The 24,947-nt window shown below is 41.5% G+C and carries 21 protein-coding genes; 17 read left to right on the forward strand and 4 right to left on the reverse strand.

The features are described 5' to 3' along the window. Positions 1-44: 44 nt before the first annotated feature. Entirely contained in the window at positions 45-1,361 is a 1,317-nt protein-coding gene (locus H8744_RS01705; protein WP_305067323.1) for an ATP-binding protein, read from the reverse strand. Positions 1,362-1,656: 295 nt separating this feature from the next. On the opposite strand from H8744_RS01705, the gene H8744_RS01710 reads away from it, so the two are divergent. From H8744_RS01710 to H8744_RS01790, 17 genes are all read left to right on the forward strand, one after another. Next, positions 1,657-2,670 (forward strand): PhoH family protein, encoded by a 1,014-nt coding sequence (locus tag H8744_RS01710; protein ID WP_262433188.1) that lies wholly within the window; start codon positions 1,657-1,659, stop codon positions 2,668-2,670. Between the two features lie 8 nt (positions 2,671-2,678). Beyond that, positions 2,679-3,626 (forward strand): phosphoribosylaminoimidazolesuccinocarboxamide synthase, encoded by a 948-nt coding sequence (locus tag H8744_RS01715; protein WP_262433189.1) that lies wholly within the window; start codon positions 2,679-2,681, stop codon positions 3,624-3,626. A gap of 272 nt (positions 3,627-3,898) precedes the next feature. Beyond that, the gene (ubiE, locus tag H8744_RS01720; protein ID WP_262433190.1) at positions 3,899-4,636 is read left to right on the forward strand and encodes a bifunctional demethylmenaquinone methyltransferase/2-methoxy-6-polyprenyl-1,4-benzoquinol methylase UbiE; all 738 of its coding nucleotides are present in this window, start codon (positions 3,899-3,901) and stop codon (positions 4,634-4,636) included. A gap of 21 nt (positions 4,637-4,657) precedes the next feature. Beyond that, complete coding sequence (locus H8744_RS01725) at positions 4,658-5,401, forward strand: shikimate dehydrogenase family protein (RefSeq protein WP_262433191.1); 744 nt, start codon at positions 4,658-4,660, stop codon at positions 5,399-5,401. 8 nt (positions 5,402-5,409) lie between these two features. Next, complete coding sequence (locus tag H8744_RS01730; RefSeq protein WP_262433192.1) at positions 5,410-6,375, forward strand: alpha/beta hydrolase; 966 nt, start codon at positions 5,410-5,412, stop codon at positions 6,373-6,375. A gap of 44 nt (positions 6,376-6,419) precedes the next feature. Beyond that, positions 6,420-7,337 carry a TPM domain-containing protein gene (locus H8744_RS01735; protein WP_262433193.1) on the forward strand — a complete coding sequence of 306 codons (918 nt, stop codon included), beginning with the start codon at positions 6,420-6,422 and terminating at the stop codon, positions 7,335-7,337. A gap of 69 nt (positions 7,338-7,406) precedes the next feature. Continuing rightward, positions 7,407-7,988 (forward strand): LemA family protein, encoded by a 582-nt coding sequence (locus H8744_RS01740; protein ID WP_262433194.1) that lies wholly within the window; start codon positions 7,407-7,409, stop codon positions 7,986-7,988. 233 nt (positions 7,989-8,221) lie between these two features. Then, the gene (locus H8744_RS01745) at positions 8,222-9,388 is read left to right on the forward strand and encodes an AIR synthase-related protein (RefSeq protein ID WP_262433195.1); all 1,167 of its coding nucleotides are present in this window, start codon (positions 8,222-8,224) and stop codon (positions 9,386-9,388) included. Positions 9,389-9,439: 51 nt separating this feature from the next. Beyond that, a complete protein-coding gene (gene prfA / locus H8744_RS01750; protein ID WP_305067324.1) occupies positions 9,440-10,543 on the forward strand; it encodes a peptide chain release factor 1 in 1,104 nt (367 codons plus the stop codon). 70 nt (positions 10,544-10,613) lie between these two features. Continuing rightward, on the forward strand, positions 10,614-11,444 hold the full coding sequence (gene pyrF, locus H8744_RS01755) for an orotidine-5'-phosphate decarboxylase (RefSeq protein WP_262433196.1): 831 nt from the start codon (positions 10,614-10,616) through the stop codon (positions 11,442-11,444). Positions 11,445-11,450: 6 nt separating this feature from the next. Beyond that, complete coding sequence (locus tag H8744_RS01760; protein ID WP_262433197.1) at positions 11,451-12,686, forward strand: HD domain-containing protein; 1,236 nt, start codon at positions 11,451-11,453, stop codon at positions 12,684-12,686. A 121-nt stretch (positions 12,687-12,807) separates the two neighbouring features. Continuing rightward, positions 12,808-13,857 carry a UDP-3-O-(3-hydroxymyristoyl)glucosamine N-acyltransferase gene (gene lpxD / locus H8744_RS01765; RefSeq protein WP_262433198.1) on the forward strand — a complete coding sequence of 350 codons (1,050 nt, stop codon included), beginning with the start codon at positions 12,808-12,810 and terminating at the stop codon, positions 13,855-13,857. A 3-nt stretch (positions 13,858-13,860) separates the two neighbouring features. Continuing rightward, the gene (locus H8744_RS01770) at positions 13,861-15,246 is read left to right on the forward strand and encodes a bifunctional UDP-3-O-[3-hydroxymyristoyl] N-acetylglucosamine deacetylase/3-hydroxyacyl-ACP dehydratase (protein WP_262433199.1); all 1,386 of its coding nucleotides are present in this window, start codon (positions 13,861-13,863) and stop codon (positions 15,244-15,246) included. 7 nt (positions 15,247-15,253) lie between these two features. After that, positions 15,254-16,021 carry an acyl-ACP--UDP-N-acetylglucosamine O-acyltransferase gene (gene lpxA, locus H8744_RS01775; RefSeq protein WP_262433200.1) on the forward strand — a complete coding sequence of 256 codons (768 nt, stop codon included), beginning with the start codon at positions 15,254-15,256 and terminating at the stop codon, positions 16,019-16,021. Between the two features lie 19 nt (positions 16,022-16,040). Next, complete coding sequence (locus H8744_RS01780; RefSeq protein ID WP_262433201.1) at positions 16,041-16,604, forward strand: IS1096 element passenger TnpR family protein; 564 nt, start codon at positions 16,041-16,043, stop codon at positions 16,602-16,604. A gap of 166 nt (positions 16,605-16,770) precedes the next feature. After that, on the forward strand, positions 16,771-17,685 hold the full coding sequence (gene miaA, locus H8744_RS01785; RefSeq protein WP_262433202.1) for a tRNA (adenosine(37)-N6)-dimethylallyltransferase MiaA: 915 nt from the start codon (positions 16,771-16,773) through the stop codon (positions 17,683-17,685). Then, positions 17,682-19,874, forward strand: coding sequence for an ATP-binding protein (locus H8744_RS01790; protein ID WP_262433203.1), 2,193 nt, complete (start codon positions 17,682-17,684; stop codon positions 19,872-19,874). The genes miaA and H8744_RS01790 overlap by 4 nt, the downstream gene beginning before the upstream one ends. 41 nt (positions 19,875-19,915) lie before the next feature. Here the strand turns inward: H8744_RS01790 and H8744_RS01795 are convergent, their stop codons facing one another. The 3 genes from H8744_RS01795 to H8744_RS01805 all read right to left on the reverse strand — a co-directional run bounded on the left by H8744_RS01795 (position 19,916) and on the right by H8744_RS01805 (position 24,855). Continuing rightward, complete coding sequence (locus tag H8744_RS01795) at positions 19,916-20,122, reverse strand: type II toxin-antitoxin system antitoxin (RefSeq protein WP_262433204.1); 207 nt, start codon at positions 20,120-20,122, stop codon at positions 19,916-19,918. A gap of 416 nt (positions 20,123-20,538) precedes the next feature. Then, positions 20,539-21,504 (reverse strand): SPFH domain-containing protein, encoded by a 966-nt coding sequence (locus H8744_RS01800; protein WP_262433205.1) that lies wholly within the window; start codon positions 21,502-21,504, stop codon positions 20,539-20,541. 288 nt (positions 21,505-21,792) lie between these two features. After that, the gene (locus tag H8744_RS01805) at positions 21,793-24,855 is read right to left on the reverse strand and encodes a T9SS type A sorting domain-containing protein (RefSeq protein ID WP_262433206.1); all 3,063 of its coding nucleotides are present in this window, start codon (positions 24,853-24,855) and stop codon (positions 21,793-21,795) included. Positions 24,856-24,947: the final 92 nt, after the last annotated feature.

Genomic DNA, 24,947 nt, shown 5'->3' on the forward strand with positions numbered 1-24,947 from the left:
CGGGTAATTGCCTGAAACGCAATTACCCGATTACATCATCTTCTTTATTGAATGGATACAAGTTTCGTTGTCCAGTCTGCAAGATAAAGGGGAATATTTATCAAGTTACCGTCCTTTTTAAGATTATTCAATGAATACCTGACTTTGTATGCCGGCTTATAATTCAGATCATATACAGACAGACTTTTTCCTCCAAGCCGAGTATCCGATTTTACTTCAACAGGAACAATATTAACACCCATCTGGATAACAAAATCAACTTCCGCCTTGCCTACTGATGCCCAATAACGAGGCAATATTTCTAATTGACATACCAAAGACTGCAATACATAATTTTCTGCCAATGCACCTTTAAATTCTGTATAAGTCGCATTCCCTGACAGAACAACTTCCGCTGGCAAACCTGCCAACTCACGCAACAAACCTACGTCCGAAAGATATATCTTAAACGCGGAAAGATCATCATAACTTTTAAGCGGCAAAAATGGTTTCGAACAACAAAAAACGCGATAAATCAGTCCTGCATTTTCCAACCATAACAAAGCATCCTCGTAATCCCGCGCTCTCACCCCCGGTTTTACCATTTTATAAATAAACTTTCGGTTCTCTTTTGCTAACTGGCTCGGTATCGAATTCCATACGCTAATAATTCGTGGTATATCTTTCTTGTCCGCATGCTTAGAAAAGTCAAGTGAATATGCATCTAGAATAAAACGTTGTTCTCGTTTCACTGCCTCCATCCCCCTATTTTCCATAAATGCTTTCACAGCGGCAGGCATTCCACCCACAATAAGATATTGGCGATAGAATTCTGTCAGTTTATCCACCACAATCTGAGGAAGAGGTTCTATAACGGACAATTCTTCTACAAATTGGTATAACTTCTCGTCATTGACATTCAGAAATTCTTTAAAAGTCAATGGATATAGTTCCAGAAATTCAACCTTTCCTACCGGAAACGAATCCCCCTTGGATAATTCGCCCCCCAATAAAGAGCCAGCTGCAACAACTGTATATTCAGGCGCATCTTCACAGAAATATTTTAAGGCGTTCAGTGCTTTGTTACATTCTTGGATTTCATCAAAAACAATCAGAGTCTTATGGGGTAAGATAGGGTTATCCGTATGCAATTTTAGTTGCTGAACAATCCTTTCCGGATCTTTCGTATTATCAAATATTTCATTCAATGACTCATCTTTGTCAAAATTGAAACTTGCCACATGTTCAAAGTCCGTATGACCGAAATGTTCCAATATCCATGTCTTACCGGTCTGTCTGGCTCCCTTCAGGATTAGGGGTTTTCTATCCGGTCTCTCTTTCCAGCTTCTTAAATCCTCAATGATACTACGATACAATTCCATAACAAATCAATTTTATGTTCCTAAAAATGGCAAAAACGCACAAAATATGTTCCTATTTTTAGCAAAACGGACATAACAAAGAAAAGTATAGAAATGTAAATTGATTATCCATCTTGCAACTCTCGAAAACATTAGAAAGCAATCCACCAGCTTCAAGCAGATATACTTCCCAAATGCTCTAAAAAAGCAAACTTGCCTCTAAGGAAAGCTGACACCCTAAAATATTTAGGCAAGAACAAGCAAAGTATCCAAACCTTTCACTAAATTTGCGGATATTTTTCTTTAAAATGATTCAATGATAGAAAAAGTTATTGTTCTTGAGGATATTGATCCGGTGATTTTTTACGGTGTAAACAACGCCAATATACAATTAATTAAAGCTTTGTACCCCAAGCTACGTATCGTTGCCCGCGGAAATATAATCAAAGTACTGGGTGACGAGGAGGAGATGTGTGCTTTTGAAGAAAACATTGTGAAACTAGAGAAATATTGTGCCGACTATAATTCTCTGAAAGAAGAAGTTATCATCGATATCATCAAAGGAAATGCTCCCCAAGCAGAGAAAGCAGGAAACGTCATTGTCTTCAGTGTGACGGGAAAACCGATTATACCACGCAGCGAGAATCAATTGAAATTAGTGGAAGGTTTTGCCAAAAATGATATGGTATTCGCTATCGGTCCCGCCGGTTCGGGTAAAACATATACAGCAATCGCCTTGGCAGTACGAGCTTTGAAAAATAAGGAAATCAAAAAGATCATACTAAGCCGCCCCGCTGTAGAAGCCGGAGAAAAGCTAGGATTCCTGCCCGGTGACATGAAAGATAAAATCGACCCTTATCTGCAACCATTATATGATGCTCTGCAAGACATGATTCCTGCTGCCAAACTGAAAGAATATATGGAGCTGAACATCATACAGATTGCCCCGCTCGCTTTCATGCGCGGACGCACGCTGAATGATGCGGTAGTCATTCTTGACGAAGCACAGAATACAACCACCCAACAAATCAAGATGTTCCTCACCCGAATGGGCATGAACACTAAAATGATTGTAACCGGTGATATGACACAGATCGACCTGCCCTCTTCACAATCTTCGGGACTGGTACAGGCCATGCGTATACTAAAAGGAGTAAAAGGCATCAGTTTCGTAGAATTGAACAAAAAGGACATTGTACGCCATAAGTTGGTAGAACGCATTGTCGATGCTTATGAGAAATTCGATAAAGAACAAAAAGCCGAACGTGAAAAGCGTAAAGCAGAGGCAGAGGAAATACATAAAAACGGTAATTTGCAAATCGCTAAATAAATAACAAAATGAAAGCATTAACAAAAACTGATTTCAACTTTCCGGGACAAAAAAGCGTATATCACGGAAAAGTACGCGATGTATACAACATCAACGGTGAAAAACTTGTCATGGTAGCTACCGACCGTATTTCGGCCTTTGATGTAGTGCTGCCCGAAGGTATCCCCTACAAAGGACAAATGTTGAACCAGATTGCTGCAAAATTCCTTGATGCAACAACCGACATCTGCCCTAACTGGAAGCTGTCCACACCCGATCCGATGGTGACAGTAGGAGTACTTTGCGAAGGTTTCCCGGTTGAAATGATCGTACGTGGCTATCTCTGTGGAAGCGCATGGCGTGCTTATAAAAGTGGTGTCCGTGAAATCTGCGGTGTGAAATTGCCGGATGGTATGCGCGAGAACGAGAAATTCCCGGAACCGATTGTCACTCCGACTACAAAAGCAGAAATGGGACTTCATGACGAAGACATTTCTAAAGAGGAGATTCTGAAACAAGGGCTTGCTACCCCGGAAGAGTATGCCACCTTGGAGAAATATACGTTGGCTCTTTTTAAACGCGGAACAGAAATAGCAGCCAAACGCGGTTTGATCCTTGTAGACACAAAGTATGAATTCGGTAAACACGATGGCAAGATCTACCTGATGGACGAAATCCATACCCCGGACTCCAGCCGCTATTTCTATTCGGATGGATATCAGGAACGTTTCGAGAAAGGTGAACCCCAAAAACAGCTTTCAAAAGAATTTGTACGCGAATGGTTGATGGATAACGGATTCCAAGGAAAGGATGGACAGAAAGTTCCGGAAATGACACCTGAAATCGTACAAAGCATCAGCGACCGTTACATCGAACTATTTGAAAACATCACAGGAGAGAAATTCGTCAAGGAAGATACAAGCAACATTGCTGAACGTATCGAGAAAAATGTAGTTAAATCAATTAATAATGAATAATTAATAATGAAAAACGAAGAGAGGCACTAATCAATAAATAATTAATAATGAAAAACGAAGAGGAATGGATTAAAAGCAGCAGGTTAGGCGTTAAATACTTAATTATGTATCCTCTTTACCCGGCCAATTCCCTTCACTTTTCATTATTTTCTCATCATTATTCATCATTTGTCATGCTCCTCTTCGTTTTCAATTTTTCACTATTCATTATTAATTAATCAACTCCTCTCTCCTCGTTTTTAATTTTTAATTATTAATTATTAATTCACAACGTGCATTACCCACAAGAAAATATCAAGCCTTACGGCACGGACGGAAAGAAAAGTGAACAGGTAGAACAAATGTTCGACAATATTGCTCCTGCGTATGACATGCTGAATCATACCTTATCGTTGGGCATCGACAAAAGTTGGCGACACAAGGCGATCCGTTGGTTAAAACCTTTTCATCCGCAGCGTATTATGGATGTGGCAACCGGAACGGGGGATTTTGCAATTTTGGCCTACAAAATGTTGCAACCGGCTCAGTTGATCGGGACAGACATATCGGAAGGCATGATGAACGTGGGACGTGAAAAGGTAAAAAAGGAAGGTCTTTCGGACAAAATTTCATTTGCCCGAGAAGACTGCACCTCCCTCTCATTTGCTGACAACAGCTTTGACGCTATCACCGTGGCATTCGGCATTCGTAATTTTGAGGATTTGGATAAAGGACTCTCCGAAATGTGCCGAGTATTAACTCCCGGAGGACATCTGGTTATACTGGAATTGACTACACCCGACCGTTTTCCCATGAAGCAGATGTTTTACCTTTATTCGAAAATCGTCATACCTGTACTCGGCAAGCTATTTTCTAAAGACAACAGAGCCTATCGTTATTTGCCGCAGACCATACAGGCTTTTCCGCAAGGAGAAGTGATGAAGGACGTTATCTCGCGGGCAGGATTCAGCAAAGTGGAATTCCAAAGACTAACATTTGGCATCTGTACACTTTACACAGCAACCAAATAATCTTTCAAATCCCCTCTATTTATGGATAAATACGGTTTAATAGGCTATCCGTTAAAACACTCGTTTTCGATAGGTTACTTTAACGAGAAATTTCATTCGGAAGGCATTGATGCAGAGTATGTAAACTTTGAAATACCCAGCATTGAAGACTTCATGGAAGTAGTTGAAGAAAATCCGAATCTATGTGGTCTGAATGTAACAATTCCTTATAAAGAACAAGTCATCCCATTTTTAAACGCATTAGACCCGGACACAGCGAAAATTGGCGCTGTAAATGTTATCAAAATTATCCGTCAGGGAAAAGGAAAGGTAAAATTGATAGGTTACAATTCGGATATTATCGGATTTACCCAATCCATACAACCACTTTTACTACCTTCTCATAAAAAAGCCTTGATTTTGGGAACAGGGGGAGCATCTAAAGCGGTATATCACGGACTAAAGAATCTGGGAATCGAAAGTGTTTTCGTCTCGCGCACGCATAAACCGGGCATGTTGACATACGAGGAACTGACACCTGAAATCATGGCTGAACACACCGTGATCGTAAATTGCACTCCATTGGGAATGTACCCGAAGGTTGACTTCTGCCCTGATATTCCATATGAATACCTCACGCCAAACCATTTACTGTACGATTTGTTATACAATCCGAACGTGACGCTTTTCATGAAAAAAGGCGAAGAACGAGGTGCTATCACTAAGAACGGTTTGGAAATGCTTCTTTTACAAGCTTTTGCCGCTTGGGAAATTTGGAACAGGTAACATAGAATATGGGAAAAAGGACTAAAAAAGGATGGATTATCGGAGTAATTGTCATACTGGTGGTACTGACAGGCTGCACCATCGGCAGCAGTTATTATATGCTTAACTATTCACTGACCCCGAATGCCAAAATACGTGAAAAGGATGCGGACTCTTATCCGTATATGTACGCCAACTATCCATTCTTACGCCCTTGGGTAGATAGTCTGAACCAAGCCAAAGCACTGAAAGATACTTTTATTGTGAATCCCGAAGGGATACGGCTACATGCGTATTACATCGCTGCTCCACGACCCACGAAAAAGACAGCTGTCATCGTACACGGATATACCGATAATCCGATACGGATGTTCATGATCGGATACCTCTACAACCATGACCTGCAATTCAACACATTGCTGCCTGCACTTCAACATCAGGGAGAAAGTGGCGGACCGGCCATACAAATGGGATGGAAAGACAGGCTGGACGTAATGCAATGGATGCATGTAGCCAATCAAATCTACGGTGACAGCACTCAGATGGTGGTACACGGTATCTCGATGGGAGGAGCTACTACGATGATGGTTTCCGGTGAAGAACAACCGCATTTTGTCAAATGCTTTGTCGAAGATTGTGGATATACCAGTGTCTGGGATGAATTCTCACACGAATTGAAAACATCTTTTCACCTGCCGAAGTTCCCTTTGATGTATACCACCAGTTGGCTGTGTGAAAAGAAATACGGCTGGAACTTTAAAGAAGCCTCTTCACTGAAACAAGTGGAAAAAGCCAAACTTCCCATGTTCTTCATACACGGAGACAAAGATACCTATGTACCGACTTGGATGGTATATCCGCTTTATGAAGCTAAACCGGAACCGAAAGAACTTTGGATTGTTCCGGGAGCTACTCATGCCATGTCTTATAAAGATAATAAAGCAGAATACACGGAACGGGTAAAGAAATTCGTTGATAAATACATGGAGGAGTGAAAAGCAAAAGATGAAGATGGCTACTCATTATTAAAATGACAATTATGAAACAACTATATATCATACTGCTAACGGTTATCAGTCTCTCCGTACAAGCCCAAGAGAAAGTCTATACAGTGGACAATATTCCTAAGGTACATCTGCAGAATAAATTCAGATACGTTTGTAATCCAGCGGACATTCTCTCACAAGCTGCTTGCGACAGTATAGACAGGATGCTTTATCAACTGGAAGAAACAACAGGTATTGAAACCGTAGTGGCGGTTGTTCCCTCTATCGGGCAAGAAGATTGTTTTGACTTCTCACACCATCTACTTAATAAATGGGGAGTCGGAAAAAAAGACAAAAACAACGGATTGGTGATCTTATTAGTGACCGATCAACGTTGCATCCAGTTCTATACCGGATACGGTCTGGAAGGAGACCTCCCGGATGCAATCTGTAAAAGGATACAAATGAAATATATGATCCCTTATCTGAAAGTGGAGAACTGGAATGAAGGGATGGTAAACGGAGTGAGCGCTGTATGCAAGCGTTTGGATGGGTCGATGATAAACGATGATAAATCTTCAGGTGAAGGAGAAAACTCAGGCTTAATGATCATGTTAGCAATCATCGGCTTCATCGGTATAGCATCCGTCATCAGCATATTGGCAACAAGAGCAAGCAGACGTTGCCCGCAATGCGGGAAATACGAATTACAACGTAGCGGCAGCAAGTTGGTCTCCAAACGCAACGGTGTGAAAACAGAGGATGTCACCTATACCTGCCGTAATTGCGGCCATACAGTAGTTCGCAGGCAACAAACATATGACGATGACTATCACGGACGCAGAGGTGGCGGTGGCGGCCCCTTCATCGGTGGCTTCGGAGGAGGCAGTTTCGGAGGAGGCGGTGGCTTCAGCGGAGGTAGCTTCGGAGGCGGAATGGGCGGAGGAGGCGGAGCCGGTTCACGCTTCTAAATGTCGCTTTGGCATGCTCGAATAGCAAACAATAATACAAATATTAATTTTCAAATAACAATAAGGAATATGAAGAAATCAATCATCATTATTATTGCCGTAGTGGCAGTCATCGTAATATGGGCAGTAAGCATGTACAACGGTCTGGTCACAATGGATGAAAAGGTAAACGGCCAATGGGCGAATGTGGAAACGCAATACCAACGACGTGCCGATCTGATACCTAACTTGGTCAATACCGTCAAAGGATATGCCTCTCACGAAAAAGAGACGCTTGAAGGCGTAGTGGAGGCTCGTAGTAAAGCTACCCAGATTCAAGTAGACGCAAAAGATTTGACTCCGGAGAAATTGGCTGAGTATCAAAAAGCTCAAGGAGCTGTCACCTCAGCTTTGGGCAAGTTGCTTGCCATCACAGAAAACTACCCTGACCTGAAAGCAAACCAGAATTTCCTAGAACTCCAAAGCCAGCTGGAAGGAACAGAAAACCGCATCAATGTAGCCCGTAAAAACTTCAATGATGCCGCACAGGCATATAACACAGCTATTCGCCGTTTCCCTAAAAGCATCTTCGCCAGCATGTTCGGTTTCGAAAAGAAGACTTATTTTGAATCGGCTGAAGGTGCAGAAAAAGCTCCCGAAGTAAAATTCTAGGCAATTCCTTATCCTACAGTAAATGATAGTTTCTCCTTCCGAGGAGAGAAAATTGATTGTAGGGGGATACGTAGGATTTGCGTAAATCAAATTGGATTCAGATAACCAATCTCGCTTATAGTACCTCTAATAAATAGAGCCTCAGGCAAAAAAAAGTAAGCCTGAGGCTTATTTTTTTTAAACTACGGAAAAAAAGCAGTACTTTTGCAGACGTATACAAAACCCTATAACTCATGAGTAATCAACGATACATGATGCGTGGTGTAAGCGCATCAAAAGAAGATGTGCATAACGCCATCAAAAACATTGACAAAGGTATATTCCCCCAAGCATTCTGCAAAATCATTCCCGATATCCTCGGAGGAGATCCGGAATATTGTAACATCATGCATGCCGACGGTGCCGGGACTAAATCTTCTCTGGCTTATATGTACTGGAAAGAGACCGGTGATCTTTCCGTGTGGAAAGGTATCGCTCAGGACGCACTGATTATGAATATTGACGACCTTCTCTGTGTAGGTGCTGTAGACAACATTCTCGTATCATCCACCATAGGACGCAACAAGTTACTCATACCGGGTGAAGTCATCTCCGCCATTATCAACGGAACCGATGAATTGCTCGCTGAACTCCGTGAAATGGGTGTAGGTGTATACGCCACAGGAGGCGAAACGGCAGATGTGGGCGACTTGGTTCGCACCATCATTGTAGACAGTACCGTCACCTGCCGCATGAAACGTGCGGACGTGATCGATAACGCTAATATCCGCCCGGGAGATGTGATAGTCGGACTTGCGTCTTATGGTCAGGCTACTTACGAGAAAGAATATAACGGTGGCATGGGCAGCAACGGGTTAACCTCGGCCCGCCATGATGTATTTTCCAAATACCTAGCTGAAAAATATCCGGAAAGTTACGATGCAGCCGTTCCGGAAGACCTTGTCTATTCCGGCAAGCTGAAACTGACAGACGAAGTGGAAGGCTCTCCTATCAATGCAGGGAAACTGGTTCTCTCTCCTACCCGCACCTATGCACCGGTAGTTAAGAAACTGCTGGACGCGTTGCGCCCCGAAATCCATGGCATGGTACATTGTTCAGGTGGCGCACAAACGAAAGTGCTGCATTTCGTAGATAAAGTTCGTGTCATAAAAGATAATCTTTTCCCCGTTCCTCCACTATTTAAAACAATTCAGGAGCAAAGCGGCACCGAGTGGATCGAGATGTACAAGGTATTCAACATGGGGCATCGCTTGGAAGTTTATCTCTCCCCCGCACATGCAGCGGAAGTGATTGCCATCAGTGAATCATTCGGTATCCCTGCTCAAATTGTAGGACGCATCGAAGAGAGTGATAAAAAAGAATTGATTATCAAAAGCGAATTCGGAGAATTCACTTATTAAGCGAAAAGCGATGAGCGGAAAAGAGATTTTTCGCTCTTCACTAATTTATATATGAATAGTATACTAGAGAAATTAGACGGACTTGTAGCTCGTTTTGAGGAAGTATCCACCCTCATTACCGACCCGGCAGTGATTGCCGACCAAAAGCGTTATGTAAAACTGACCAAAGAATACAAAGACCTTGACGACTTGATGAAAGCTCGCAAGGAATACATGCAGACTTTGGCTAACATTGAGGAGGCAAAGGACATACTTGCCAATGAATCGGATGCCGACATGCGTGAGATGGCAAAGGAAGAGATGGATATAAGCCAGAACCGCTTACCTGAATTGGAAGAGGAAATCAAACTGCTGTTGGTTCCCACCGATCCGCAAGATAGCAAAAATGCCATTCTTGAGATTCGTGGCGGCACAGGCGGTGACGAAGCCGCCATTTTCGCTGGAGACCTTTTCCGCATGTATGCCAAATTCTGCGAATCGAAAGGTTGGAAGATGGAAGTATCGAGTGCCAATGAAGGAGCCGCCGGTGGTTATAAGGAAATAGTCTGTAGCATTACCGGAGACAATGTGTATGGAATCATGAAGTATGAATCGGGTGTACACCGCGTACAACGTGTGCCCGCCACAGAGACGCAAGGCCGCGTACATACTTCGGCCGCATCCGTAGCCGTCCTTCCGGAAGCTGAGGAATTTGACGTGGTTATCAACGAAGGAGAAATCAAATGGGATACTTTCCGAAGCGGTGGTGCAGGTGGTCAGAACGTAAATAAGGTTGAATCGGGAGTCCGTCTGCGCTATATCTGGAAGAATCCCAATACCGGTGTATCGGAAGAGATTCTGATCGAGTGTACCGAAACCCGTGACCAGCCGAAAAACAAAGAACGTGCCTTGTCCCGCTTACGTACCTTTATTTACGACAAGGAACATCAGAAATATATCGACGACATCGCCTCCAAACGCAAAACGATGGTATCCACGGGCGACCGTTCGGCAAAGATTCGTACTTACAACTATCCGCAAGGACGAATAACCGACCATCGCATTAACTATACCATCTACAACCTGGCTGCTTTTATGGATGGAGACATCCAGGAATGCATCGACAAGTTGACAGTAGCAGAGAATGCAGAACGTTTAAAAGAGAGCGAGCTGTAGTGATTCGCATTTTGCAATAAATGAGTGAAACAGTAAATCCGAAAGTATAAAGACAATAACAAATATCAATATGAATAAGCAAGATTTATTTGAAAATATCAAACGTAAGAAATCTTTTCTTTGCGTTGGTCTCGACACTGATATAAAGAAAATACCGGAACATCTTCTCAATGAAGCTGATCCCATCTTTGCCTTCAACAAAGCAATCATCGATGCAACAGCCGATCTCTGTATCGCATACAAGCCTAATCTGGCTTTTTATGAAAGCATGGGCGTAAAAGGTTGGATCGCTTTCGAAAAGACAGTGAAATACATCAAAGACAACTATCCGGATCAGTTCATCATCGCCGATGCAAAGCGTGGAGACATCGGCAATACATCCGCGATGTACGCCCGCAGCTTTTTTGAGGAGATGGACATCGACTCTGTAACCGTGGCTCCTTACATGGGAGAAGACAGCGTGACTCCTTTTCTTACCTACGATGGAAAATGGGTAATCCTCCTGGCACTGACCAGTAACAAAGGCTCACATGATTTCCAGCTGACTGAGGATGCGAACGGGGAACGCTTGTTCGAAAAAGTGCTGCGCAAATCTCAAGAATGGGCAAGCGATGACCAGATGATGTACGTAGTAGGTGCCACCCAAGGACGTGCCTTTGAAGATATCCGTAAAATTGTTCCGAACCACTTCCTGCTCGTTCCGGGCATCGGCGCACAAGGAGGTTCCCTCGAAGAAGTATGTAAATATGGCATGAATAGCACTTGCGGATTAATTGTAAACTCTTCACGTGGAATCATCTATGCCGACAAAACTGAAAACTTTGCCCAGGCAGCCAGAAAAGCCGCTCAAGAAGTACAAGTTCAGATGGCAGAACAGTTGAAGTCAGTGATTAACGATTAGTGATAAGTGACATACGAAAGAAAGATAATCAACGATCCGGTATTCGGATTTATCAACATACCCAAAGGATTGCTGTATGACATCATACGGCATCCCCTTTTGCAACGTTTGACACGCATCAAGCAGGTGGGGCTCTCGTCCGTAGTCTACCCCGGTGCCCAACATACCCGTTTTCAACACTCTTTGGGTGCTTTTTATCTGATGAGCGAAGCCATCACGCAGCTGGCAAGTAAAGGAAATTTCATCTTCGACAGCGAAGCGGAAGCGGTACAGGCCGCCATCTTGCTTCATGACATCGGCCACGGTCCATTTTCACATGTACTGGAAGATACGATTGTAAAAGGCATAACCCATGAAGAAATCTCGCTCATGTTAATGGAACGCATGAATAAAGAGATGAACGGACAGCTCAGCCTCGCCATCCAAATATTCAAAGACGAATACCCCAAACGTTTTCTTCATCAATTAGTCAGCGGACAGCTCGACATGGATCGTCTCGACTACCTGCGTCGCGACAGCTTCTATACCGGTGTATCGGAAGGTAACATCGGATCTGCCCGAATCATCAAAATGCTTGATGTAGCAGATGACCATCTCGTGATTGAATCCAAAGGCATTTATTCCATAGAAAACTTTCTTACTGCCCGGCGTCTGATGTACTGGCAGGTCTATCTGCATAAAACTTCGGTAGCCTACGAACGAATGCTCATCAGCACCCTGCTACGTGCTAAAGAACTGGCAAGCCGGGGAGTGGAATTATTTGCTTCACCCGCATTGCGTTTCTTTCTTTACAACAATATCGAGCCGGAAGAATTCCGTAATAATCCGGAATGCATCGAGAACTTCGTCCAACTGGATGACAACGATGTCTGGACAGCCCTCAAAGTCTGGTGCAACCACCCGGACAAGGTACTTTCCACACTCAGCACGGGAATGATCAACCGCAACATATTCAAAGTGGAAATCTCATCGGAGCCCTTTAGTGAAGAAAGAATAAACGAATTAACTTTGCAAATAAGCCAGCAGTTAGACATAACACTTTCCGAAGCGAGCTATTTTGTTTCTACCCCCAGCATCGAAAAAAACATGTATGACCCGGCAGACGACAGTATAGACATTATTTATAAGGACGGCACCATCAAAAACATAGCCGAAGCATCGGACATGCTCAATATATCACTGCTATCCAAAAAGGTGAAAAAATACTATATCTGCTATCACCGTTTGCATAAGCAGACATAAAATATTCAGTAAAGAGTAAGGAAATATAAAAAAAAAGTCCGTTATTTGTGCTTTGATAGAGTTATACCCTCTTTCAGACTGTTTAGAAACGGAAAAATCATATAATAACAGAGTAAAAAACATGGAGTTCTCGGCTAAGCAAATTGCAGCATTTATCCAGGGGGAGATTATAGGAGACGAAAACGCAACCGTCCATACATTCGCTAAAATAGAAGAAGGAATACCCGGAGCGATTTCATTCCTTTCTAATCCGAAATATACGCCTTATATATATGAAACTCAATCCAGCATCGTACTGGTAAATAAAGATTTCAAACCGGAACGTGAGGTAAAAGCCACTTTGATTAAAGTGGAGAATGCCTATGAAAGTCTGGCCAAACTGCTCAATCTTTACGAGATGAGCAAACCTAAAAAGCAAGGTATCGACTCACTGGCATTTGTTTCCCCAAGTGCCACAATCGGTGAAAATGTATACATAGGTGCATTTGCTTATATCGGTGAAAACGCTGTCGTAGGCGACAACACGCTTATTTATCCCCATACTTATATAGGTGACAATGTGAAAATAGGCTCTGCCTGCCTGCTTTATTCCAACGTAAACATCTACCATGATTGTCGTATTGGTAACGAATGCATCATACACTCAGGTGCGGTAATCGGTGCCGACGGCTTTGGCTTTGCACCCACTCCGCAAGGATATGAAAAGATTCCCCAAATAGGGATTGTCATTCTGGAAGACAAAGTGGACATAGGAGCCAATACGTGTGTAGACCGTGCCACAATGGGCGCAACAATCGTTCATAGCGGCACCAAAATAGATAATCTGGTACAAATAGCCCATAATGACGAAATAGGCTCTCATACCGTTATGGCCGCACAGGTGGGTATTGCCGGTTCGACCAAAGTAGGCGAATGGTGCATGTTTGGCGGACAAGTCGGCATTGCCGGACATCTTCATATCGGTGATAAGGTAAACATTGGCGCGCAATCGGGCGTTCCCGGCAACATTAAAGCTGGTAAGCAACTGATAGGCACCCCTCCTATGGAAATAAAGCCTTATTTCAAATCTGCCACTGTCTATCGCAAACTTCCTGAAATGTATTTCGAGATGGAAGCCATGCGCAAAGAACTGGCAGAACTAAAAGAGAAAATTAATAAAATAAATAAGTAACCAATGCTGAAACAAAAAACTCTAAAGAATAGCTTTTCACTGAGAGGAAAAGGTCTTCACACTGGTCTTGACCTTACTGTCACATTCAATCCGGCCCCCGAAAACCACGGATACAAGATACAGCGTATCGATTTGGAAGGACAACCCATCATCGATGCCGTAGCTGATAATGTGACAGAAACAACACGTGGTACTGTCCTGTCAAAGAACGGTGCAAAAGTAAGCACAGTAGAACATGGAATGGCAGCACTTTATGCCTTAGGCATCGATAACTGCCTCATTCAGGTAAATGGTCCTGAATTTCCCATACTGGATGGCAGTGCGCAATATTACGTACAAGAAATAGAGAAGGTCGGTACTGAAGAGCAAAATGCCGTAAAAGACTTTTATATCATTAAATCGAAAATAGAATTTCGCGACGAAGAGACTGGATCATCCATCATCGTATTGCCGGATGAAAACTTCAGCTTGAATGTGTTGGTATCTTACGACTCTTCTATCATACCCAACCAATTCGCTACGCTGGAAGATATGGGCAAATTCAAAGATGAAGTAGCCGCCAGCCGAACCTTTGTATTCGTACGTGAAATAGAACCACTGCTCTCTGCCGGATTGATCAAAGGAGGTGACCTTGACAATGCTATCGTCATTTACGAACGCAAAATGTCACAGGAGAACTACGATAAACTGGCTGATGTAATGGGCGTTCCTCACATGGATGCCAACCAATTGGGTTACATCAACCACAAACCGTTGGTTTGGCCGAATGAATGTGCCCGCCACAAACTTCTGGACGTAATCGGAGATCTTGCCTTAATTGGCAAACCGATCAAAGGACGTATCATTGCTACACGCCCGGGACACACCATTAATAACAAGTTTGCCCGTCAGATGCGTAAGGAAATCCGTTTACATGAAATTCAGGCTCCGATATATAACTGCAATGAAGCACCGATCATGGATGTTAATCGCATTCGTGAGTTGCTTCCTCACCGTTATCCATTCCAACTGGTGGACAAAGTGATCGAGATCGGTGCCAATTATATTGTAGGCATAAAAAATGTCACTTCCAACGAACCTTACTTTCAAGGACATTTCCCCGATGAACCGGTGATGCCGGGAGTACTTCAAGTAGAAGCCATGGCGCAAGTAGGCGGTCTGTTGGTACTTAATTCGGTTGATGAACCGGAACGTTATTCTACTTATTTCATGAAGATTGACGGTGTGAAATTCCGCCAGAAGGTCGTACCGGGAGATACACTCATTTTCCGTGTAGAGATGATGGCACCGATCCGCCGGGGAATCTCTACCATGAAAGGATATGTGTTCGTAGGCGAAAAAGTAGTATGTGAAGCTGAATTCATGGCTCAAATAGTAAAAAACAAATAAATCAATTATGATAAGTCCCTTAGCGTACATCCATCCCGAAGCCCAAATCGGGGAAAACGTAGAGATTGGTCCTTTCGTTTACATCGACAAGAATGTAGTGATCGGCGATAATAACAAGATCATGCCTAACGCAAATATCTTGTATGGTTCAAGGATCGGTAACGGAAATACCATTTTTCCGGGTGCCGTTATAGGAGCCATCCCACAAGATCTTAAATTCCGCGGTGAAGAAAGCACAGCCGAAATAGGCGATAACAACCTTATCCGCGAGAATGTAACGATCAATCGAGGCACGGCAGCCAAAGGCAGAACGATCGTCGGCAACAATAACCTTTTGATGGAGAGTGTACATGTGGCTCACGATGCTTTAATCGGCAACGGCTGTATCATCGGCAACTCTACCAAAATGGCAGGAGAGATTATTATCGATGACAATGCCATTATCAGTGCCAATGTGTTAATGCATCAATTTTGCCGTGTAGGAGGATACGTGATGATTCAAGGCGGAAGCCGTTTCAGCAAAGATATCCCACCTTATATAATAGCCGGACGCGAACCGATCACATACAGCGGAATCAATATTATCGGCCTTCGCCGCCGGGGATTCAGTAACGAAGTAATTGAGAATATACACAATGCTTATCGCATCATTTACCAAAGTGGATTAAATATCTCGGACGCACTGGTGAAGGTGGAAACTGAAGTAGCGATGAGTCCTGAAATCGAGTATATTATTAGTTTTATTCGTAACTCTGAACGAGGTATTATTAAGTAAACTATAACTCTAAAACATTATGATATTCAGATTTACCATTATATCTGATGAAGTGGACGATTTCGTCAGAGAAATACAGGTTGATCCCGATGCAACCTTTTTCGACTTACATGAGGCCATACTGAAATCGACGGGTTACTCAAATGACCAAATGACATCATTCTTCATCTGTGACGATGACTGGGAAAAAGAAAAGGAAATCACGTTGGAGGAGATGGATGATAATCCTGAAATGGACAGTTGGGTAATGAAAGATACTATGCTCAGCGAACTGATCGAAGACGAAAAGCAGAAAATGCTCTATGTATTTGATTACATGACGGAACGCTGCTTCTTTATCGAACTCACCGAAATCATCACCGGTAAAGATATGAAAGGTGCCAAATGTACCAAAAAATCAGGAGAAGCTCCCAAGCAGTCAATTGATTTCGAAGAAATGGCTGCAACAGGTGGTTCGCTCGACCTGGATGAGAATTTCTACGGTGATCAAGACTTCGACTTGGAAGACTTTGATGCCGATGGATTTGATTTGGGTGGAGGAAATGGCACCGATGCCTCAGGATTTGAAGAAGAAAAATATTAAAAAGGAAAAATGAAGAATTAAGAATGAAGAATGATAAGCTAAGTGCAATAAATAAGAATATGGAACTCACTTATTATTCTTCATTCTTGAATCCAATCTTATCTCTTAATTTTTCACTCTTAGTTCTCCTTGCTTAATTCTTCACTCTTAATTCTTAATCCCCCAAATGTCTGCCCTTATTGTCCTTATAGGTCCTACCGGAGTTGGAAAAACAGAACTTAGCCTACGGATTGCAGAATATTTCCGTACAAGTATCGTTTCAGCCGATTCCAGACAACTCTATGCCGATCTTAAAATAGGAACTGCGGCTCCTACTCCTGAGCAGTTAAATCGCGTACCACATCATCTGGTAGGTACACTGAAGCTCACAGATTATTACAGTGCAGCCCGCTACGAAGAAGAAGCACTCGGTATCATTGAAAAACTGTTTGAACAACATGAAACAGTCGTCCTTACGGGAGGTTCGATGATGTATATCGATGCTATATGCAAAGGGATCGATAATATCCCTACGATAGATGCCGAAACTCGGGAAATGATGCTGCAAAGATATGAATCGGAAGGTTTGGAAACACTTTGCTCGGAACTTAAACTATTAGATCCGGAATATTACAAAATAGTAGATTTAAAAAATCCAAAGCGTGTCATTCATGCACTTGAAATTTGCTACATGACGGGAAAAACATACACTTCATTCCGCACGCAGAAAAAGAAAGATCGATCTTTCCATATTATCAAAATAGGGCTAACACGTGATCGGAATGAGCTTTATGAGCGTATCAATCATCGTGTGGACGTAATGATGGATGAAGGACTTCTTGAAGAAGCAAGAGCTGTTTATCCTTACCGAACACTTAATTCGCTTAATACCGTTGGTTACAAAGAACTGTTCAATTACCTGGACGGAAGCTGGGAACTGCCATTCGCTATTGAAAAGATCAAGCAAAATTCACGTATTTATTCTCGCAAACAGATGACATGGTTCAAGCGAGATGAAGAAATACACTGGTTTCATCCGGATCAGGAAACAGAAATTATCGAGTATTGTAAAGAACAGTTAAGCTCCATCAAAACAGCATGAAAATATTCATCTTGATCATAACATCTGTCCTGACCTTTTCATTATCCGCACAAACGGAAGATATCTTAAAGAAGAAGACAAACAGCAACAAATCGTCCATTTGGAATGACCTAGCTGAATATTACGTAAAACAGAGAGACAGTATCGGTCTAAATACAGCAGCAAACAAGGCTCTAGAATTAGCACTCAAAGAAAAGGACTTAGAAGAACAGGGAAAAGCATTCATGCACATCGCCCAACTTGAACGCATATGCTCCGGAAGATATACGGAATCCTATCTGAACTTATTGAAGAGAGCCTCTGATCTATTGCTACAACAAAAGAGTAAATATGCGGCCCACTGTCTGCAAAGTATCAGTCAAAAATACAATACTTCGGGTGAATACGACAAAGCACTGGACTATTTATTTCAGGCAGAAAAAGAAGGTTTAGACAATAGTCCGGAAGATTTGGGAAGTATTTATTGTGACATAGGGTATGCATATCTCTATAAAGGAGTTCCGGACTCAGCTCGCATTTATACAGAAAAAGCACTTCAATATGCTACAAATAATAAAGATACTCTTTCACTTACGGTAAGTTATAGTCTTTTGGGTATTATCAACAGACGTGAAAACAACTATTCCATGGCACTGAAATATTATCTGAAATGTGCCGACCTATACGAACAGCAAAAAGAATGGAGACGCTTAAGTACAACATGGTGTAATATTGCCGTACTCTATACCGATTGGGAAAAATATGCCCAAGCTATCGAATTCGCTGACAGAGCCATCGAAATAATAAAAAGACATCAATTATCGGAAAAAGAATTGAGCCGGGCATTGCTGATTTCAGGGCCTCCTTTGGTTAGTACCAAACAAACAGACAAAGCGATTGAAAACTATAAGTCAGCACTTCCGAATTTGAACAATTCTTATCAGAGACGTTCTTGTTTATTCGGTCTCGTAAAAGCCTATTATGAACTGAACATACAAGACTCCGTTAATAATTACATGCAGCAACTTGAATCTGAGTTTGTACGATCAAAAGCCACTTATACGGACAGTTATTACATTTTTAAAGGGTTAATCGCCTTGCGTCATCGACAATTTGATAAAGCCATCGAATATTATGAGAAAAGTATAGAACTGCGGAAACATAACAAGAACGGTATCGTACAACGCACCGCAATTGATACGTACCTCAACTTATCGGAGGCCTATAAAATGGGACCTCACGACTATAAAAAGGCTCTTTACTATAAAGACATAGCCTTCAAATTACAAGATTCCATCTATCAGCAAAAACACAATGAAATGATGTCGGAATATTATGTACAGTTCGAAACAGCTAATAAGGAACTGGAAATTAACCGTTTGCAGATAAAGCATCAGGAAGAACGGTACCAATCACTCTTAATTATCAGTATTTCGGGAATTCTCATTGTTGCCTTAAGCATTGCATGGTTATATAACAGAATTATCCGTTTGAAAAAAGAAAAAGAAACTACCCTATTGTCTCAACGCATAGACCAAAAAGAAAAAGATTTTCTGAATTTGCAACAAGAAACAGAACAACGCCTCACACGCAAATACATTGACGGTCTCGAGACAGAAAGAAAACGGCTGGCTACGGAGTTGCACGATGATATTTGTAATAGCATGATGGCACTTGAACTGAATATAAACGAAGAACGAAAAAACCAACAAATTGATATACCTTATTTTATAAAAAGACTCTCAGAAATCCGTAATCGTGTACGTAATGTCTCACACGAATTAATGCCCCCCTCATTTCAATATGCGACTATCGATGAAATGCTGACTGATTTTATAACCCATCTCAATCTCCCACCGGAAATAAAAGCTGAATACAAATCAACGCCTCATGTTCATTGGGAAAATATCCCTTCCAAAATAGGATTCGAGCTTTACAGAATAGTCCAAGAATCAACCAGCAATGCACTGAAATATGCTTTCCCCAGTAAAATCACGGTGGAATTAAAATTAGAAAACAATAATCTGTCGGTCAGCATTGAAGATGATGGAATAGGATTTGACACTAATAAAAAAAACAAAGGAATAGGTATACAGACCATCGCCCAACGAATACAATCCATCAACGGAACGTTTTCATTAATATCCCGTCCCAACGAAGGAACTAAAATTAGAGTAGACATCAGATTAAAAAATAGGCACAAATCGTAAAATAGACATGAAACCGGAAAAAGTATTTAACTATGGATACATCACAGATTTTCATTTTCGTCCTGTTCCGGTTTTACATTTTTAGACTTCTTCATCCGCCCGCTCTTTTTCAAGGCTTCAGCTATAATCCACTGAAGCTGACCGTTCGTACTGCGGAATTCGTCGGCTGCCCATTTTTCTATTGCATCCATCGTTTCAGCATCTACACGCAGAACAAAACTCTTGATTGAAGATTCTTTTTTAGCCACAATCCTATTTCCCTTTATTTAACTTTCTAATAATTCATCAATAAAACCAGTAATATCCATTAATATACAATTCGGCATAACACTGATATTCATACACAATTGGCACCGGCATTCCATTATCCTCCTATAATGATGATTCATTTTAGGATATATTTTTGGTTCATGCATCCGGGTATGGTTATCGTAACATAAAACGGCAACTTCTTGTTCAACTATTCCCATGCAAGGCAATGAAAAGATTCATAAAATCCGGCACTTTCACTATAGTCGTTAGAACCGCAACTATATATCAAAGCAAAGAAAGCAAAACAGCCTATTTAAATCTCCCTCAGATTTCTCTTGATAAGAGTTATTTTTAAGGCTATTCACCTACTTTCACGAAAAGCAATAACGTGCCTACAAATAAAGCCTATCGTTTAATGATTCAGCGTTCCCGCATTTATAACTGGCTGTGCAGCTTCATCAGCACAAAGCACTACAAGTAAATTGCTTACCATGGCTGCTTTCTTTTCTTCGTCCAGTTCAACAATCTCTTCCTCTGAAAGTTTATGAAGAGCCATTTTCACCATTGATACAGCACCTTCAACGATCTTCTCACGTGCTGTAATTATGGCAGAGGCTTGTTGCCGACGAAGCATAACCGCTGCAATTTCAGGAGCATAAGCAAGATAATTGATCCGAGCCTCCACTACTTCCATTCCTGCCATGGCAAGTCGTTCATTCAGCTTTTGTTCCAACTGCTCATTGACTTCATCGCCACCCGACCGTAAAGTCAATTCATCGTCATTCGCTTCGCTATTATCATAGGCATATTGCCCGGCAACCTGGCGAAGTGCAGCATCACTCTGTATCTTCACAAAATTTTCGAAGGCATTCATCCGATTGGCCACGGCATTACCGACAGAAACTTGATTATTATTGCCTGAAGTTCCTGCGGACATTGCCATAGTTTGAGAATCGATCTCAAACATAGCTTTATATGTATCTTTCAGTTTCCATACCAATACAAGTCCGATAAGGATAGGATTACCTATTTTATCATTTACCTTAATAGGTTCTACATCCAGATTACGCGCACGGAGTGAAAGTTTTTTTGCATCCATAAAAGGATTGAACCAAAAGAATCCTGTCTTTCTGAACGTACCTTTATACTTACCGAAGAAAACCATTGCACGGGCTTCATTCGGTTCCAGTTGATTGAACCCCGGTAAAATAAGAAATGAGATGATTATTCCTAAAACCCCAATAGCAATCGATAAACCGCTTGACGGCTCAATGATAAAGAATGAAGCTATGCTTCCTCCCAACAGAACAAAGAAAATGAATAGCATTACAAAACCATTCATTTTAAAACCGGTGAAAAGAGTTTCTTTTGTTTCCATAAGCACATTAATTAATAATATCATTTTGATATCACAAATATATCATTAATTATTAAAGAATAGCAAAGAAGAAGATGATAGTTTAACAATTATTACAATAGCCTGTTGATGCATTGTTTGCGTGTCCAATAACAAATACCCCCTAAAAGGTAAAGTAAAAAAGACATAAAAAGGCCGGAAGAATAATCCTTCCGACCTTGATAGAATCCGGTTCACCTCTTAGAACGGAGGGAATTATCCGGAACCAAGCTAAATTTATAAAAAACAATCTTTATCTGTTGTTTTACATTATCTAATCATGACTTTATGAGTCTCTACCTTACTGCCAGATACTACACGCAAGAAGTAAAGACCAGACGGTTGACCAGAAACCTGAATTGTGCCTTCTGTCGTTTCTAATATAATACGACCTTCGCTAGTGAGCAGTTGTAACTTATCAAACACACCTTCAACGTAGATGTAGTCATCGGCAGGATTAGGATACACTTTAATTATGGTTACAGCGTCATTCTCTTGAATTCCCGATATGACACCGACACAATATTGCGCTGAAACTTCCGATACATCGCCATTTTGATAATAAGCAATCACTTCATAACAACCATTATCAACCGGATCTTCATCTGTAAACTTCAGATATGGACCATATATCAAGCCTTCATTGATCTGTACGCCATTACGGTAAACACAATAGCCAGCTAATGTCTCATCCAAAGACGGACTATCGGTTATAACCTCTTCATCGCTCACATTAGCACGTAACGGCCAGTTGCAATACCCCCACTCTTCTTGCCCAGGTACAGTGGCATAAAAATCAGAAAGTTTCTTCCAGGTCTTGCCGTCATCTTCTGAATAAAGATCGCTCTTTCCAGGTACGAATAAATCAGAACACTGGTAATATACCGGTGTACTCTGCGGATTGTAGTCGAATATCTTCATCGCAATTTTCAACTTCTTATTTGCATCTATCTTCACTGCATGATTAAGCTTGACCGTGAAAGTATAACCATTGATAATCTGATCACTAATTTCTTGTTCCGATATCACCTTATCATCTTCATAGATCAGAATAGAAGCGCGAGTTTGCTTAACCTCATCAGAAAGATACTCATACAAGAATGTCGTTACGGAAGTTATATATTTACCATCATACATCTTCAGTTGGTCAGGATCGAAAGCATTAGCTATAATAAGTGGGATTCCCTCGCTGTCGCCAAAACTAACTTCATAAAGAGCAGTTGAATTTTCAAGATAACTAAGTTCATAAGCATTGAACGTATTTTGCCATTGCAGATTCACCTTCCCATTGGATATTGTCCCTGTAAGTCCTTCAGGAGCAGGTTTTTCGGTTATAGAACCCACTTTAAACGTATCAATATACCAAAGTAATTCAGCCACGGCTTTTCCGTGAGTCCTCCATCTGAGTTTAAATTGTTTATGAGCAGCCAGTTTGGTTATGTCGATCTGCTCATAGTTCCAAGACCCAGCCACGACTTTATCTGCCGGATAATCCCGAACTGCCACCCAATTAACATCATCCGTAGAGAATTCAAGGCTCAATGAATCAAGGGTAAGATCCCAATCATCACGATTGGCATACATCAGTTTTTTGGAAAAAGAAACATAAACGCGATCAAGTTCGGTAGCATCCATAAAACGTGAGGTCAGGGTGGCAGAATAAGGTTCGTCTGTCATAACAATGGCAGTCAATGAAGCCGTCTCATTGGCAGGATCTCCCGAAGTACGATTTTGCCATTTCAGATCGTGCCTTGGATTACCCAATAACAGTTCATTGGTCCATCCGTTTTCAGTAAAATCAGGTGAATCAAAATTATCAAAGAGAGGTAAAGCAAAAGAATTGACCACGCCAATTTCAACACCTATCGATTTAGGAGACTCGTAGACTTTTCCATTGGTTGCTACGTATTCGCCTACAACAGAATAAGTATGCAACCCGGTAGAAACACCCTGCTGTACATATTGAATACGGGATGCGTCAGCAGCCTGCGAAGCATCTACGTTACCCAAATATTCATCATCACAATAAACCTTATATGATTTCAGTATAAATCCGGTTGGAATATTAATTGCTTTATCCCAAGAAACAGTAACCTCTTTCAACTTACTGTTTACTGCTCTCACATTAGGCACATAATCGGGTAAAGTAATCCTATCTGAAGATGTACGTAAAATCCAACTCTCTTCACCATTTGTACCGAATATAATAGTACCGTCTGCCGAAATAGATTGTGGATTGGAAGTGATTTTATCACTAAAATTAAATGAGAATGGGATATTTACGCCTTGAGCATATGTTTGAATTAGATATTCAAAATCAGTACATTTATTGTCTTTATATGAGAACCAGAACGGACGAGTATATGTGCCAGAAAAATAATTGCCATAGCCAAATGCACCTACCACATCACCTTGATCGGATATAGTATTAACTGATAGACCGGTAGCATCCGGATAGCCATCCAATTTCACATACTTCCGATCTTTCATACTATATATACACGGAATCATGTTATTAAGAGTAAACAAAACATATTGCCCATTAGGACTTATCTTATATCCGTAATTAAAACCAAACTCATCCTCGTAACTCGCATCTTCTTCGGTCAACTCTATCTGCAAACACTCTGTGGGTGATGTCCAAATAACAGGCATTGCCCTAAGATGGTAAGCAGCATATCCTACGGCCAGTTTTCCATCAGCAGAAACACTCCCAATTTGTCCGCCTTGAGAACCTTCAGGAAGCGCATAGCGTTGATAGTCCCATGCTTGTGTCGATTCATTGTAAACCCATCCACATGGAGTAAAAGTTGTACTGTTCCCTTGATTGATATATCCGACCACTGTTTTACTATCTGCCGACACAGCCATTGCAAAACTACCATCGGCAAAACTATTAAAATCATCCATCGTAAAATCACCAATACCTAAGCTCGTCCTTTTCCCATCCTTCCAAACAGCAGCCACACAAATCGGACCACTGAATTGTTCGTCCATGTCTATGTACGACAAAATATAATTCTCATCTTTAAAATTGCCAACAATTGTTTTTTCATCATTAACGTCTGCGAAATGCCCACTCTTATCAAAGTCATTTTCATCTAACTCGGTCATCCAAGTCAGCTGTCCATTTTCCGCATCCCATAGATAACTCTTATACATAGGGGCATCCCCTATTCCTACCCCCTGCCCTACGGCATATTTACCATTGGGAGACATCGCAACACTTGTTGTTCCTCCATCACCTACTTTAATAAAACCGGGTTCTGAATTTTGGGCACCCACCAGACTTGTTACTATGGAAAGTGCAAAATAAACTAATGTTCTTCTCATTATACAGTGTTTTTGTTAATTATATCACAAAGTTATGTAGAGATTACCAATAGCGCAAACAAACAAAATTCCGATTCGCGAATCGGAAAGTA

Source organism: Jilunia laotingensis (assembly GCF_014385165.1).
GTDB lineage: Bacteria > Bacteroidota > Bacteroidia > Bacteroidales > Bacteroidaceae > Bacteroides > Bacteroides laotingensis.

What these genes read in the sequence shown, in the direction of transcription:
- H8744_RS01730 (WP_262433192.1), top strand. Translation starts at nt 5,410, where the DNA reads ATGGGAAAAAGGACTAAAAAAGGATGGATTATCGGAGTAATTGTCATA.
- H8744_RS01805 (WP_262433206.1), bottom strand. Translation starts at nt 24,855, where the DNA reads ATGAGAAGAACATTAGTTTATTTTGCACTTTCCATAGTAACAAGTCTG.
- H8744_RS01715 (WP_262433189.1), top strand. Translation starts at nt 2,679, where the DNA reads ATGAAAGCATTAACAAAAACTGATTTCAACTTTCCGGGACAAAAAAGC.
- H8744_RS01780 (WP_262433201.1), top strand. Translation starts at nt 16,041, where the DNA reads ATGATATTCAGATTTACCATTATATCTGATGAAGTGGACGATTTCGTC.
- lpxD (WP_262433198.1), top strand. Translation starts at nt 12,808, where the DNA reads ATGGAGTTCTCGGCTAAGCAAATTGCAGCATTTATCCAGGGGGAGATT.
- H8744_RS01770 (WP_262433199.1), top strand. Translation starts at nt 13,861, where the DNA reads ATGCTGAAACAAAAAACTCTAAAGAATAGCTTTTCACTGAGAGGAAAA.
- H8744_RS01725 (WP_262433191.1), top strand. Translation starts at nt 4,658, where the DNA reads ATGGATAAATACGGTTTAATAGGCTATCCGTTAAAACACTCGTTTTCG.
- H8744_RS01710 (WP_262433188.1), top strand. Translation starts at nt 1,657, where the DNA reads ATGATAGAAAAAGTTATTGTTCTTGAGGATATTGATCCGGTGATTTTT.
- H8744_RS01790 (WP_262433203.1), top strand. Translation starts at nt 17,682, where the DNA reads ATGAAAATATTCATCTTGATCATAACATCTGTCCTGACCTTTTCATTA.
- H8744_RS01800 (WP_262433205.1), bottom strand. Translation starts at nt 21,504, where the DNA reads ATGGAAACAAAAGAAACTCTTTTCACCGGTTTTAAAATGAATGGTTTT.
- lpxA (WP_262433200.1), top strand. Translation starts at nt 15,254, where the DNA reads ATGATAAGTCCCTTAGCGTACATCCATCCCGAAGCCCAAATCGGGGAA.
- H8744_RS01740 (WP_262433194.1), top strand. Translation starts at nt 7,407, where the DNA reads ATGAAGAAATCAATCATCATTATTATTGCCGTAGTGGCAGTCATCGTA.
- pyrF (WP_262433196.1), top strand. Translation starts at nt 10,614, where the DNA reads ATGAATAAGCAAGATTTATTTGAAAATATCAAACGTAAGAAATCTTTT.
- H8744_RS01745 (WP_262433195.1), top strand. Translation starts at nt 8,222, where the DNA reads ATGAGTAATCAACGATACATGATGCGTGGTGTAAGCGCATCAAAAGAA.
- miaA (WP_262433202.1), top strand. Translation starts at nt 16,771, where the DNA reads ATGTCTGCCCTTATTGTCCTTATAGGTCCTACCGGAGTTGGAAAAACA.
- H8744_RS01705 (WP_305067323.1), bottom strand. Translation starts at nt 1,361, where the DNA reads ATGGAATTGTATCGTAGTATCATTGAGGATTTAAGAAGCTGGAAAGAG.
- prfA (WP_305067324.1), top strand. Translation starts at nt 9,440, where the DNA reads ATGAATAGTATACTAGAGAAATTAGACGGACTTGTAGCTCGTTTTGAG.
- H8744_RS01735 (WP_262433193.1), top strand. Translation starts at nt 6,420, where the DNA reads ATGAAACAACTATATATCATACTGCTAACGGTTATCAGTCTCTCCGTA.